General features: G+C 59.8%; 12 protein-coding genes. 9 read left to right on the top strand and 3 right to left on the bottom strand.

Features of this window, described 5'->3' with window-relative positions; translation table 11 throughout:
• Positions 1–16 precede the first annotated feature (16 nt).
• The gene (locus AC3WL8_RS19165; protein ID WP_492378623.1) at positions 17–1,249 is read right to left on the bottom strand and encodes a metal-dependent hydrolase family protein; all 1,233 of its coding nucleotides are present in this window, start codon (positions 1,247–1,249) and stop codon (positions 17–19) included.
• A gap of 129 nt (positions 1,250–1,378) precedes the next feature.
• On the opposite strand from AC3WL8_RS19165, the gene AC3WL8_RS19160 reads away from it, so the two are divergent.
• The 4 genes from AC3WL8_RS19160 (at position 1,379) to panB (ending at position 5,191) form a co-directional block, all read left to right on the top strand.
• Positions 1,379–2,311: a LysR family transcriptional regulator gene (locus tag AC3WL8_RS19160; RefSeq protein WP_492378622.1), complete on the top strand. Its 933-nt coding sequence runs from the start codon at positions 1,379–1,381 to the stop codon at positions 2,309–2,311.
• Positions 2,312–2,476: 165 nt separating this feature from the next.
• Complete coding sequence (locus tag AC3WL8_RS19155) at positions 2,477–2,758, top strand: helix-turn-helix domain-containing protein (protein WP_492378621.1); 282 nt, start codon at positions 2,477–2,479, stop codon at positions 2,756–2,758.
• 261 nt (positions 2,759–3,019) lie between these two features.
• The gene (locus tag AC3WL8_RS19150; RefSeq protein ID WP_492378620.1) at positions 3,020–4,204 is read left to right on the top strand and encodes a pyridoxal phosphate-dependent aminotransferase; all 1,185 of its coding nucleotides are present in this window, start codon (positions 3,020–3,022) and stop codon (positions 4,202–4,204) included.
• A 111-nt stretch (positions 4,205–4,315) separates the two neighbouring features.
• Positions 4,316–5,191 carry a 3-methyl-2-oxobutanoate hydroxymethyltransferase gene (gene panB / locus AC3WL8_RS19145; protein ID WP_492378640.1) on the top strand — a complete coding sequence of 292 codons (876 nt, stop codon included), beginning with the start codon at positions 4,316–4,318 and terminating at the stop codon, positions 5,189–5,191.
• 90 nt (positions 5,192–5,281) lie between these two features.
• Here the strand turns inward: panB and AC3WL8_RS19140 are convergent, their stop codons facing one another.
• Positions 5,282–6,232, bottom strand: a complete 951-nt coding sequence (locus tag AC3WL8_RS19140; protein WP_492378619.1) for a LysR family transcriptional regulator — start codon at positions 6,230–6,232, stop codon at positions 5,282–5,284.
• A 135-nt stretch (positions 6,233–6,367) separates the two neighbouring features.
• Here AC3WL8_RS19140 and AC3WL8_RS19135 point away from each other — a divergent pair, with 135 nt between their 5' ends.
• Positions 6,368–7,279 (top strand): DMT family transporter, encoded by a 912-nt coding sequence (locus AC3WL8_RS19135; protein WP_492378618.1) that lies wholly within the window; start codon positions 6,368–6,370, stop codon positions 7,277–7,279.
• 100 nt (positions 7,280–7,379) lie between these two features.
• On the opposite strand, the gene AC3WL8_RS19130 is transcribed toward AC3WL8_RS19135, so the two are convergent.
• Positions 7,380–8,762, bottom strand: coding sequence for an MFS transporter (locus tag AC3WL8_RS19130; RefSeq protein ID WP_492378617.1), 1,383 nt, complete (start codon positions 8,760–8,762; stop codon positions 7,380–7,382).
• 422 nt (positions 8,763–9,184) lie between these two features.
• Here AC3WL8_RS19130 and AC3WL8_RS19125 point away from each other — a divergent pair, with 422 nt between their 5' ends.
• From AC3WL8_RS19125 to AC3WL8_RS19110, 4 genes are all read left to right on the top strand, one after another.
• Positions 9,185–9,823 carry a 2-hydroxychromene-2-carboxylate isomerase gene (locus tag AC3WL8_RS19125; protein WP_492378616.1) on the top strand — a complete coding sequence of 213 codons (639 nt, stop codon included), beginning with the start codon at positions 9,185–9,187 and terminating at the stop codon, positions 9,821–9,823.
• Positions 9,824–10,071: 248 nt separating this feature from the next.
• Positions 10,072–11,019 carry an MBL fold metallo-hydrolase gene (locus AC3WL8_RS19120; RefSeq protein WP_492378615.1) on the top strand — a complete coding sequence of 316 codons (948 nt, stop codon included), beginning with the start codon at positions 10,072–10,074 and terminating at the stop codon, positions 11,017–11,019.
• On the top strand, positions 10,994–11,509 hold the full coding sequence (locus AC3WL8_RS19115) for a PhzF family phenazine biosynthesis protein (RefSeq protein WP_492378614.1): 516 nt from the start codon (positions 10,994–10,996) through the stop codon (positions 11,507–11,509). Before AC3WL8_RS19120 ends, AC3WL8_RS19115 begins: the two co-directional genes overlap by 26 nt.
• A gap of 82 nt (positions 11,510–11,591) precedes the next feature.
• Complete coding sequence (locus AC3WL8_RS19110; protein ID WP_492378613.1) at positions 11,592–12,443, top strand: acetoacetate decarboxylase family protein; 852 nt, start codon at positions 11,592–11,594, stop codon at positions 12,441–12,443.
• Positions 12,444–12,446 lie beyond the last annotated feature (3 nt).

Below are 12,446 nucleotides of genomic sequence, written 5' to 3'. Positions count from 1 at the left end.
TGGTCGCTTTGTTACATCATTGGAGTCGATTGAGAACTGGCTTGCCCTCCTTCATCACCATCAGCATGTTTTTCTCGTCTAGAAATGCGGAAAGGTCGTCGACCGGATTACCGTCCATTACCAAAAGGTCTGCGCGCGCGCCAGGCGCGATGACCCCGATCTTTCCGGACTGATTCATCAACTCTGCGTTGATGAAAGTTGCGCTGCGCAGTACCTCTGCAGGCGGCATTGCCTGTTGGCGGAGCATCAACTCCTCATGCTGCGATGCGTGCATTTGACCCAGCAGATCCGACCCGAGTCCGATCTTTACGCCGGCCCTGCGTGCAATGCTTAGTGCCTGGATGCCGCGATCCTTGACACGCTCGGTCTTCTCGAGCATGGCAGTCGACCAGCCGAGATCGCGTCCGGAGCGGGCCACCGCCGCGTAGGTCGCCAGTGTTGGAACGAGAAAGACACCATACTCGGCCATCAGGGCGGCGCTTTCTTCATCGAGCAGGTTTCCATGCTCGATCGAACGGACACCGCATCTGACGGCCCGCTTAATCGCCTCTGGCGCATAAGCGTGTGCCATGACGTAGGTTTTTGCAGCCGAGGCTTCCTCGACGATGGCCGTGAGTTCTTCCAGCGAAAACTGTGTGCCTTCCAGCGGGTCGTTGGGCGACGATATCCCGCCACCGGCCATCACCTTGATATGGTGCGCGCCATTCCGGATCTGCTCTCGGACGGCTCGTCGCACTTCGGGAACACCGTCAGCGACAGCGCCCAACAATCCGACGGAACCGCAGCATATGCAATGCATGCCGCTAGAAAAGGCGGGGCGTACGTCGCCATGGCCACCGGTCTGCGTGATCGCCTGGCCCGCGATGAATAAGCGTGGGCCGATGAAATGTCCCTCTTCAATTGCCTGCACCAAACCGGAATCTGCCCCACCTGCATCGCGAACCGTCGTATAGCCGCGGCGCAGCATCGCTTCGAGGACGCTCTTGCTTTGTGCTGCAATTAGCGATTGCGGCATGAGGGACAGCTTAAAAAAGTCCGGCACGGTTGCCGTGACATGCACATGGGCGTCGATCAACCCGGGTAGTAATGTTCGGCCTTTGAGGTCAAGAATCTGGCTGTCGTCCACACGTATGTCGCTGTGCGTGACGGTGACGATGACGTCGCCCTCCACGACCACTGTTGTGCCCGCGATGACCTTTCCTTCGGCGCTGTCAAAAAGCCCCGCATTTCGAAACGTGATACGTCCCATGGCTGTCCACTCGATCCTTGTTCTGCCTGATTATGGATTTGCCGTAAGGAGACAACAACGGTGCTAAGATGAAAATATCGTTGCCTTTGAGGCAACATGGCGTGTGGTGCTGATTTAGAGGGAACGAGCATGAACGGCCTGTCAATGGGACGACTTCAGTACTTGTTTGAAGCCGTGCGACTGGGCGGGGTGCGCGCAGCGGCGGATTTCCTGGACGTGGCGCCATCCGCCGTGAGCCGACAACTCGCTGCGCTGGAAAAAGTGGCCCGGACCCCGCTGCTCGAGACCAACCGGCGGGGCGCCAAACCAACAGAAGCCGGACGCTTGCTCATCGATTACTACCGGGAATCGCTTTCCCGGGAAGAAGCCGTTGCGTCCAAGCTGGACGCCCTGTTGGGCCTCGCGGGAGGGAACATCGCCATCGGCGCCGTGCACGGTTTCACCGATGACCTGATGGGCCACGTCCTGCGGGTCTTCAACGGCATATATCCGGACGTGGGGATCAAGCTGAAACTGGGAGGCGTCAATGACATTCTCGGATGGCTCGAGGAAGACGACGTCCATCTCGGCCTGACTTACGGGCCCGGGCTTGACGTGCACATGGCCAGACTAAAGGAGATTCAGGCCACCGAGCAGCCACTGTGTGCCATTGTTTCCAGTGAACATGCCTTGGCTAAAGAAGAGTCATTGACCCCTGATGCGCTGTTCTCCCAACCCTTTGCCTTGGCCCGTTCGGGTTTCGGAAGTCGGAAGATCGTTGAACAGCTCGAAGCGGTTCTGCAAAGGCAATTGAAGGTCGTGCTGGAAACCGACCACCTTATCGGGCTGACCAGTTTCGTACGTTGTGGAATGGGTGTCACGCTATTGCCGGTCTTCGCCGTTCATGAGGAGGTGGCCCGCGGCGTGTTGAGGGCCATACCAGTCGAGCACGAGCTGATGAAAAAGGTCCAGGCCCAACTCATCAGCCGGCGGGGCCGCGAGTTGCCCTTGGGCGCGCAGAGGCTTCAGCGCATGATTGTTGAACGGATGGTCGCGTTTCGGAAGCGGGTAAGCGTGGGCTGATCTGGCGGTGTGAACCGTCCGATATGATGTAGCGCTACGATCATGAATTCTCTAAGAGCACTACTGTGCCGAGCGAGTGGAGCGGCTTGGCATTGCGCCCGAAGGGCCTGCAAGAACAGACAGGCACGGAAGGCCGATCGTGTTCCGTGGTTCAACCCCACCGAGATGTTCAACCAGCAGTTCTATCCAGCTACCGACAGGATCCTGGGTTTATCCCAAGAGGAATTGAGACGTCTGTCTGGACTATCGCAGCAGAACACAAATCGTGCGCTTCGCGAGTTGGCTGACGCCAAATTGATCGCGGTGGAATACGGGGCGATCCAAATTCTGGACCTTGGCGCGCTGCGGAGATTTGCACACGCGGGGGGATTGAGAGGGACCTCGCCCCCCTTTCCCGAAGGTTATGTGAGCACCGATTCGCCGTCCAAAGGTCACTATCTCGCCTGAGATACCCTGAAAGACGCATTCAATGGCAGCGGTTCCGTCTTGCGGCGCAACCGGATGGAAAGCGCCTCAATTCTTACGCAGGATACAAAACACATTCTCTGTAAGCCATATTGTCCAGTCCGCACGAGGTCACGAGAATTCTCCTTTCGACCCACGCCTGCCGGCGGGAGCGCCCCACTGCTCCGTGGCATTTACGTCGCCTGGCTCGCAATGATTCAGTGAGCCACGCAAGAGCGGGGCGTTCCCGGATGGAGATATTCGATGAAGATTTCGAAGCGTGCTGCTGACATCGAGCCGTTCTACGTGATGGAGGTAGCCAAGGCGGCTACACAATTGGCCTCTACCGAGGCCGCCCGAGCCAAGCCAGTGATCCATCTGACCATCGGCGAGCCGGACTTCACAGCGCCGCCTCTGGTTCAGGAAGCGGCCATACGTGCCGTGCGTGCCGGCGTTACCCAGTACACGCCGGCCATTGGTATTGAGCCTCTGCGCGAACGCATCAGCAACTGGTATCGCGAGCGTTTTGGCGTCGAGGTGCCAGCGCGGCGCATTGTCGTCACCGCCGGGGCCTCGGCTGCCCTGCAACTGGTCTGCATGGCTCTGATCGAACCCGGTGATGAAGTGCTGATGCCGGATCCATGCTACCCATGCAATCGCCATTTCGTCATCGGCGCCGACGGGATCCCGGTACTCGTGCCGACGACTGCTGCCGAGCGCTATCAACTCAGTGCGGAGAAAGTACGGGCAAACTGGCGCGAGAAGACACGTGGCGTATTGCTTGCGTCGCCCTCCAACCCAACCGGTACCTCCATTCATCCTGCGGAGTTGAGGCGTATCCACGACGCAGTCCAAGCCAACGCTGGTTTTACGTTACTGGACGAAATTTACCTGGGATTGAGTCACGACAGCGACTTCGGCCAGACCGCCCTGGCGTTCGACGACAACGTCATCAGCATTAACAGCTTCTCGAAGTACTTTTGCATGACGGGTTGGCGACTTGGCTGGATCGTTGCTCCTGAGCCGCTGGTGCCGGTCCTCGAGCGATTGGCGCAGAACTTCTTCCTCTGTCCGAGCGCGGTCTCGCAACATGCGGCACTCGCCTGCTTCGAGCCAGAAAGTCTGGCGGAGTATGAACGGCGGCGGGCCGAGTTCAAGGCGCGGCGCGATTGGTTCATTCCGGCTCTGCAGAATATCGGCTTCAATGTCCCGGTAGTACCGGACGGAGCGTTCTACGCCTGGGCCGATTGCTCGGCATGGCTCGAAGCCTGGGATCTCTCCAGTAGCTGGGATTTCGCGTTTGAGGCGATGAAACGCACCCATGTCGCAATGTCGCCGGGCCGGGACTTCGGCAACGCCGACGCGTCGCGGTTCGTTCGGTTCTCTACTGCCAACTCGATGGAAAATCTCCAGGAGGCAGTTGAGCGGCTCGCCGCCTTCCGGCCCTGAGCAGGCCGACATCCAGAGGGTTCGCAGCGGTCGGCGCTCGACCCTTGCGCCCTCCCCTACCAGTATTCCGATAGGTCGACCTACGTGAACACAAACCAACCCACACCCCAGATCGAGACTGCAAACCAGGTTACTGCGCCCTACGGCGTGAGCGGACATTCGCTCGGTCGCAAGCGCAAGCCGATCACCACCACTCGGATTGCCGAAATGGTGGCACAGGGTGAGAAGATTGCAGCGCTCACCGCTTACGACGCGACGTTTGCAGCGGTTGCGGATGCCGCCGGGGTGGATTGCATCATGGTCGGTGACTCCCTGGGCATGGTGTGCCAGGGCAAGACGACCACAGTTGGTGTTTCGTTGGAAGAGATGCGATATCACACTCACTGCGTGTCGCAAGGCCTGGCACGGTCAGAAGGCAATGCGCTGATTATCGCGGATCTCCCTTTCGGCTCCTACCAGCAGTCGCGCGAGCAGGCGATCGCATCGGCGATACAACTTATGCAGGCCGGCGCAAACATGGTCAAGCTCGAAGGCGGCGGCTGGACAGTCGAGGCCGTGGCATTTCTGGTTGAGCGTGGGATTCCCGTTTGCGCTCACCTGGGCCTCACGCCGCAAACGGTCTCGGCACTGGGCGGCTATCGGGTGCAGGGCCGTCAGGAGAATGCCGCACTCGAAATCCGGCGCGACGCAGCCGCGCTCAAGTCCGCCGGCGCATTGATGATGGTGCTGGAGATGATTCCCGGCCAACTCGCAAAAGGCATCACCAATGAGATGACTACCTGCGCAACCATCGGTATTGGCGCGGGTAGTGCTACGGCGGGGCAAGTGCTGGTCATGCACGATATGCTCGGGATAAATCTCGGGCGCATGGCGAAGTTTGTTCGGAACTTCATGCGTGGCGCGGATGATGTGCACGGGGCCTTCTCCGCATACGTCGCGGCCGTCAAGGACGGCTCATTTCCAAACGACCACCAACACGCCTGGTAATCTGCACGATCGCAGCGAACGCCGCGCGACCGACGAGTCGGCGGTCTCGCTGCCATGCACTGGCCTGTACCCGTCGTCCGCATGCCGGAGCTAGCGGCGCTTGCCGTCAATAAAGCGTGCGTCCTGCTCGATTGCGGGTGCAATTCGCTCATCGATAAAGTCGAGCCAGGCGCGAGTTTTCGCATCCATGTAATGCCTCGAAGGCATCAAGGCGAACACGCCGATGTCAGGCGAGCGCCACGGCGCGAGTATGCGCTTCAAGCGACCCGACCGTATCGCGTCAATCACGCTGAATAGCGGAAGCAGCGCGATGCCCATGCCAGCTTCCGCGACGGCGCGCAAGACATCGGGCGTATCGGCGACGCATGGCCCTTCAGGCACCAGTTCGTAGTCTTGCTTGTCTGGTGCAGCAAGGGTCCATATTGGACTGACCGACGGATTGACCGCTTGCAGACAGGGATGACGGGCAAGGTCAGCCGGTGTCTTGGGCGTGCCATGTTCCGACAGGTAGGCCGGCGACGCACAGAGCACCGAGAAGGTTGTTCCCAGGCGCCGCGATACAAGCCCGGAGTCCGGCAATTTCTCCGCCACGTACAGGCTTACGTCCGTGCCCCGTGCCAGCAGGTTAGGCAGGTACTGCGACGTGCTGTATTCGACCTGAATCCCCGGGTAGCGCCGGAAGAATTCCGGCAGCAGCGGCGCGACGTAGTGCTGACCGAAGCTGAACATACATTGCAGCCGCAGGCACCCGCTCGGAACGATCGCGGTGCCGGATGCCTGCGCTTCCGCCTCGGCTACCAACGCCAGCACTTCGCGGCAGCGCTCCAGGTAATCCGCGCCAATGTCGGTCAAGGAGCGCTGCCGGGTTGTGCGATGCAGCAACTTGGCGTTCAGCCGCTTTTCCAGTTCCCCAACTAACCGCGAAACCTGCGCGGTAGTCAGCCCGAGCTGCTCAGCAGCCATGGAAAAGCTGCCCGCGTCGACAACGCAGACATAAGCGCGCATGGCGTGGAAGACGCCGCCGTCCAGATTCTTACGCATGACGTAAATAAGATTGCAATCAAGCCGTATTGTTTCCCTCGATGCGAGTAAACACAATCCCCCATATCACTTCGATTTCGAGCTTTACCCATGACATGTCTCCCTACCTCTAAACCCGCGCCCTTCGTCGCATGGTTGACGCTACTGCTGCCGCCCTTGCTGTGGGCAGGCAACTTCGTCGTTGGGCGAGCCGTTCGCAACGAACTGACGCCGATGACACTCTCACTCGGGCGTTGGGTCATTGCCTTTGCTTGCCTGCTTCCGTTCGCCCTTGGCGCGATGCGTCGCGACTGGCGGCGCTATTGGGAACATCGGTGGATGGTACTGGGCACGTCGCTCATGGGAATCGCGGCGTACAACTCGCTGCTGTATTGCGGCCTGCAGACCACGACCGCCAGCAATGCCCTGCTGCTCAATTCGCTAGCCCCATTGCTGATCGTGCTGTTCGGGGCGACGTTCTATCGGCAGCGCTTGAACTGGAACCAGGGCGCAGCGCTGATTCTCTCTTTCATCGGCGTCCTGATCCTGGTCCTTCAAGGGCATTGGTCGCGGTGGCAGAGCATCACGTTCAACGCGGGTGACGCTATCGTCCTGGGTGCGGCGGCATGCTGGGCCGTGTACACACTCTGGCTGCGCCAACTCCCGGCCGATCTGGATCGCCTTGGCCTGATGGGTGTCCAAATCGCGTTGGCGCTGCTGGCTCTGCTTCCCTTTGCCGTGATGGAACACGGCGCGTACTCCGCGCCGGCATGGGGAGCGAAGGCTTTTGCGGCGGTGGCCTATGTGGGGATCTTTGCGTCGGCGCTCGCCTATTTCCTGTATATGCGGGCCGTGCAACATTTCGGCCCTGCGAAAGCGGGCTTGTGTGTGCACCTTGCGCCAATGTTTGGCGTCGTGCTGTCGGCACTATTCCTAGGGGAGCATCTCCATCGTTACCATGCGCTCGGCATGGCGGCCATCGTGGGGGGCCTGGTTTGTTCCGGACTTGGCGCAGGCCAACGCTCGATCCCCGGTCTCACGCCACGGGTTCACAGACAGGCTCTATGAGCCCCGCCGGTGCAGCGCGCGGCGAGCCTTGCTTGATGCCGGGCTCGCCGCTAATCCGGTAAAGGGCCAATGAAGCTGCGCCTCACCCCTGAATATGACCTCAGCGGTGCAGGGTCCCCGCTACCGTGCCAACCGCCGGACGGCCCGACGTCACCGCGCCGATCCGCTCCTCATGCACGAAGGCGGAGCGCCGATGGTTGACCATGGCGATGGCGACCAACGCAATCACCGCGGGAATGGCAATCACAATGAAGTTTTGCTGCAAAGGCAGATTCCTACCCACCAGGATGCCGATCAAGATGGGAGCGAGAATCGCGCCACTGCGCCCGACACCCGAGGCCCAGCCGATTCCGGTGGAGCGAACGGTCATAGGGTAGAACTGACCGACATAGGCGTAGGCCAGAATCTGCGTGCCGATGGTTGTCGCACCGGCCATACCGACGACGAAATATAGCGCCGCCGTAGGTACACCATAGCCGAGCAAGTAGATCGACACAGCCGCCAGCGCAAAGAACCCCACGAGCACATGTTTGATATGGAAGCGGTCAGCCAGCCAGCCCCCTCCGATCGCCCCGACGATCGCCCCAAAGTTCAACACCAGGACAAAGGTCAACGCGGAGCCCAGACTGTAGCCTGCTGTGGCCATCAGCTTAGTCAGCCATGAACTCAGCGCGTAGGCCATGAACAAGCACATGAAAAAGACAACCCAGAACATGACGGTACTGAAGCCACGCCCCTCACGAAACAATTGGCGAATCGGCGCCTCGCCGGTGTTGTCCGCGGCATGCAGCGCGATGTGATCATCCGCTTGCGGTTGGTAACTCGGCTCCAGCTTTGAAACAGTCTTCTTTAGTTCTTCAGTGCGGCCCGCCTTGATCAGGAACGGCATCGATTCGGGCAGCGACTTCAGGATGAGCGGGACCAGCAGCACCGGCACGCCCGCTGCAAGGAAGACGGACTGCCAGCCGTATGTCTCGATCAGACCTTTGCCGAGGACAGCGGCCAGCATGCCTCCCACCGCATAGCCGCTGAACATCAGCGTAACCATGGTGCTGCGAATCCGCTTTGGCGAATATTCCGTCATCTGCGCAACCACGTTAGGCATCACGCCCCCGATCCCGAGGCCGGCGAGAAACCTGGTAACGCCGAACGTCACCGGATCGCTGGTGAAGCCGGCCAACGCAGTGAACACACTAAAGAGTCCAACGCATATGGCGATGGCCCGGCGTCGGCCAATCCTGTCAGCTACCGTACCAAGAAAGATGGCACCAACCATCATCCCGAACAGCGCTGAGCTAACCATGAACCCGGCACTCGTCGAGTTGACACCCATGTCCTTCATGATTGACGGCAGCGCGATTCCCGCTACCGCGAGGTCATAGCCATCGAAGACGATGATCAACGCGCACCAGAATAGTACGAGCCCGTGAAACCGGTTGAAGCGAGCCTCGTCAGCCAGCATGTGAATATCGATATGACGCATTGCTTGTCTCCTGATGCTGCTTGCACCAATGCTTTCGTCCTCCATACATCTTCAACGCAGCACGCCATACCCCTTCCAACGTTGAACTCCGAAGGAGCGCTATCGTCGATTCCGGCTTGGTGCATCACGCCATTGATGTACGCATCTACAGCACGCGGTATGCGGTACCTCGCTGATTGATTGCTCTCTTGAGCGCCCTTGAGAGCAACCCCTCATTTGCTGTCCGGCGTCAGCTTAGGTTATCCGTGGGCGGTCACCTGTCATTACAATGACAGCGCGGGATGCGGAATTACCCTAGTGTTCAGTGATACGGGAGTGGAATTCATAAGGCTGTCAGCGGTATGCCTTGTGGCAGAGCCCCAGCGACTGCGCTAGCCATGCCAGCCTTTGCAATACGATGATCCGCCCTAGCGGATACGACAATGAGGATTGAAGCCGTGGAAAAAGCCGACTGGTACTTCGACGTCATCTCTCCGTTCGGGTATCTGCACTACCACACGCTGAAAGCCCTGCGCGGACGCATTGAGCTTCAGCCCGTCCCCATACTTTTCGCTGGCCTGCTCAAGCACTGGGATACAAAAGGACCGGCAGAAGTACCGCCGAAGCGCCTTTACACATATCAGTATTGTGTTTGGCGGGCGAGCCAGTTGAACATCCCGTTCAGGATGCCGCGAAGGCACCCTTTCAACTCGCTGCACGCACAGAGGTTGCTCATAGCGATCAATGCTGACGAAGGCGCGCTAGGCGATGCCTTCGACTTTGTCTACGGCGAGGGACGCGATCCCGAGTTCGAGTTCGACGCCTTCGCTGCACATCTAAGCGTCAAAGATGCGCTAGGCCGTGCAAGCGCTCCCGAAGTCAAGCAGCAGTTGCAAAGCAACACGGATCGGGCCGCCTCCCTAGGGGTTTTCGGCGTCCCCACTCTGGCGATACGCGGGCGTTTGTTTTGGGGCAGCGATACCGTCGAATGGTCCCAGGCATTTCTCGACGATCCGACGCTGTTCGACCGTCCAGAATATCAAGACGCGGCAAGTCCCGAGTTCGGCGCCGCACGTCGCTAATCGTCGATCCTCCAGGCTGCCCACGCGTGCACCTGCTCAGGCCCGCCGAGCAGGGTGGCCGCTCCGTAAGCCACCGTCTCAGGACAGGCTGTCGTAAGTCGCACAGATTATGTCCTTTCAGACAATGTACAGCTATGGGATGAGCGATGAAACTGTCTCGGTTACCCAGCACAGAGCCTTGTTGGCCAGCGCGCTGAACTCGCGCTGGCGAAGGGCCCGCTCGCTGCACAAGACGTCGCCCTCCCGAGATGAACACTGTCACCAAACCAGAGCACACGGCGAACATGCCCACCGCCATGCATGTATTTGAGCGCGGCTGGCTATCGTCGAACAGCATCCTGTTCGTCGATGGCGATGACACCGTCCTGGTCGACTCAGGGTACCTGAGCCATGCCGAGCAAACCATAGCCCTCCTCGAGCGCCAGCTTGCGCACCAGCCACTGCGCCGACTCATCAATACGCATCTGCATTCTGACCATTGTGGCGGCAATGCCGCAATCCAGCGCCGTTGGCGTCCTCGCACCTACATCCCCGCTGCATCTGCTGATGCCGTCTCCACATGGGATGTCGAAGCCCTGAGCTATCTGTCTACCGGCCAGCAATGCGAGCGCTTCACCTATGACGACGTGCTTCGAGATGGCGACGTACTGCGGATGGGCGGCATGTACTGGCAAGTCCTCGCTGCGCCGGGACACGATAATGACGCTGTGATGCTCTATGCACCGCAAGAGCGCCTGCTTATTTCCGGCGATGCGCTATGGGAAAACGGCTTTGGCGTGATCTTCCCCGAACTCGATGGCGAGAGCGGCTTCGCGGAGCAGCAGGCGGTGCTGGAGCAGATCGGAAACCTTGAGGTGCGGCTGGTGATCCCAGGGCATGGCCGGCCTTTCTCGGCCGTGGATGGCGCGCTCGAGCGCGCCGCCAGTCGGCTTGCGTACCTACGTGCCGATCCGATGCGAAATGGGATGCATGCGCTCAAGGTGCTGGTGAAATTCAAGCTGCTCGAGCAGCAGAGCATTCGGCATGAAACGCTGCTTGCGTGGATGGCGCAGACCCCGCTGCTGCAGCGCCTCCACATGCTCTATCGCAGCCAGCAGACCTTGACCGACACGCTTGACGAGGTGCTGCTAGCGCTGGCCAAGGCAGGCGCGATTGCACTGGACGGCGATCTTGTGCGCAATATCGAGCAACACTGAATATACGCCCACCGCAATCGAATCCATTTCCTTCGACATGCCTGAGCCCGCGATTACGCCGCTTGATCAACGCCAGGTGGATGACCTGGAATGCGTTCTGGGTGCAAGAACCTGCCGCAAATACAGTCCGGCCATGGTCGACGTCGGCGCCCGGTGGATTATTGCGCAACTCGACGATGCGGACGCCGTCTTAGCCGTGCATCCCGACTTTCAGATGATGCTAGAGCAGAGTCTGACAGCGAGAGCAACGGGCGTCGTCATCTTTGGAGAATGCAACGGCCAGAGCCGGGTTGAGGTTCGGGCATTTGCGCCCTCGTGCGTCGTCAACCAGGAATCGGTGTGCATCAGCGGCAACGGCGCCGTAGCAGCCTTCCTTCAACATACCAGCCAGATCGGTCGGTCTGGCTCGATCCACCTTGCGTTACGCATTGACCGAATCCAGGCCAGAGGCGCTGCTTTCACATATTTCGACGGCAACACTGCCATTTGACCGACGCCTGTGTCACCTACGTCAAACCGATCATTTCCCTACCACGAACAGCAGGCCTGCCAGGCAACTTACCGCTTATCACATGACACGATTCGCCACCGCTCAAGGTTTCATGGGTCCGTTCTCGTACGACGGCAATGCCAGCATTGCCCCGTATCCGCCCTGGCACTACGCAGCCGACTTCACCACGATCGAGTACTGGGCAGATCCCGCCGCCGTCGAAGCACTGCTCCCGCCCGGGCTCAGCCTGCATCCTGGCGAACGAGGCCTTGTCACGGTCTCCTTCGTCGACTGGCAGGCCTGCACCGACGCAAGGGCTGAGTTGCTCGATCCCGTGCGAGCCCAGTATCGCGAGTGCATTGTTCTGGCCAGTGTGCAATACGAAGGCAAGCTGATGCAATACTGCCCCTATATCGTGGTTGACCAGGACACCTCACTGGCACGAGGTTGGGCACTCGGCTATCCGAAGAAGCTCGGTTCGGTGTGGGTCACACGCTCCATGGGGGTAACCTCAATCGCCTCGCCGGGCCTCCAGCCTGGAGGCGTATTTGCCGGGACGGTCGCTGTGAAGGATCGCCGCGTTGCTGAAGGCCATGTCACACTGAAAACCTGCGCCGACGAGACGGCGGTTACTTTTGGCAGCCGGCCAATCGTCGCCCTTCGCCACTTTCCGTCGATGTTCGAAGGCCAGCTTGATCGACCCGCCGTCTTCGAACTGGTTCGGCTTCAGGCCGAGAACGTGCAAGCCGGCGCGGTATGGGAAGGCGATGCCGAGCTCGCCGTCCTCGAATCCCCAACAGAGTTGTTGAGTGCACTCCAGCCGCTCCGGATCGGTCGCGGCTGGAGATATTCCCTTGCGATGACAAACAGAGTCAATCACCTGCTCCGCGATCTTCGCGGCCTCACTCAACACGACCATGCCAAGGAGGCTTGACTG

This window comes from Cupriavidus sp. FW305-F7, from assembly GCF_058782875.1.
Note: the sequence above shows the minus strand (reverse complement) of the source record. Positions and strands in the feature narration are given on the sequence as shown.

What these genes read in the sequence shown, in the direction of transcription:
- AC3WL8_RS19165 (WP_492378623.1), bottom strand. Translation starts at nt 1,249, where the DNA reads ATGGGACGTATCACGTTTCGAAATGCGGGGCTTTTTGACAGCGCCGAA.
- AC3WL8_RS19160 (WP_492378622.1), top strand. Translation starts at nt 1,379, where the DNA reads ATGAACGGCCTGTCAATGGGACGACTTCAGTACTTGTTTGAAGCCGTG.
- AC3WL8_RS19155 (WP_492378621.1), top strand. Translation starts at nt 2,477, where the DNA reads ATGTTCAACCAGCAGTTCTATCCAGCTACCGACAGGATCCTGGGTTTA.
- AC3WL8_RS19150 (WP_492378620.1), top strand. Translation starts at nt 3,020, where the DNA reads ATGAAGATTTCGAAGCGTGCTGCTGACATCGAGCCGTTCTACGTGATG.
- AC3WL8_RS19140 (WP_492378619.1), bottom strand. Translation starts at nt 6,232, where the DNA reads ATGCGTAAGAATCTGGACGGCGGCGTCTTCCACGCCATGCGCGCTTAT.
- AC3WL8_RS19130 (WP_492378617.1), bottom strand. Translation starts at nt 8,762, where the DNA reads ATGCGTCATATCGATATTCACATGCTGGCTGACGAGGCTCGCTTCAAC.
- AC3WL8_RS19125 (WP_492378616.1), top strand. Translation starts at nt 9,185, where the DNA reads ATGAGGATTGAAGCCGTGGAAAAAGCCGACTGGTACTTCGACGTCATC.
- AC3WL8_RS19120 (WP_492378615.1), top strand. Translation starts at nt 10,072, where the DNA reads ATGAACACTGTCACCAAACCAGAGCACACGGCGAACATGCCCACCGCC.
- AC3WL8_RS19110 (WP_492378613.1), top strand. Translation starts at nt 11,592, where the DNA reads ATGACACGATTCGCCACCGCTCAAGGTTTCATGGGTCCGTTCTCGTAC.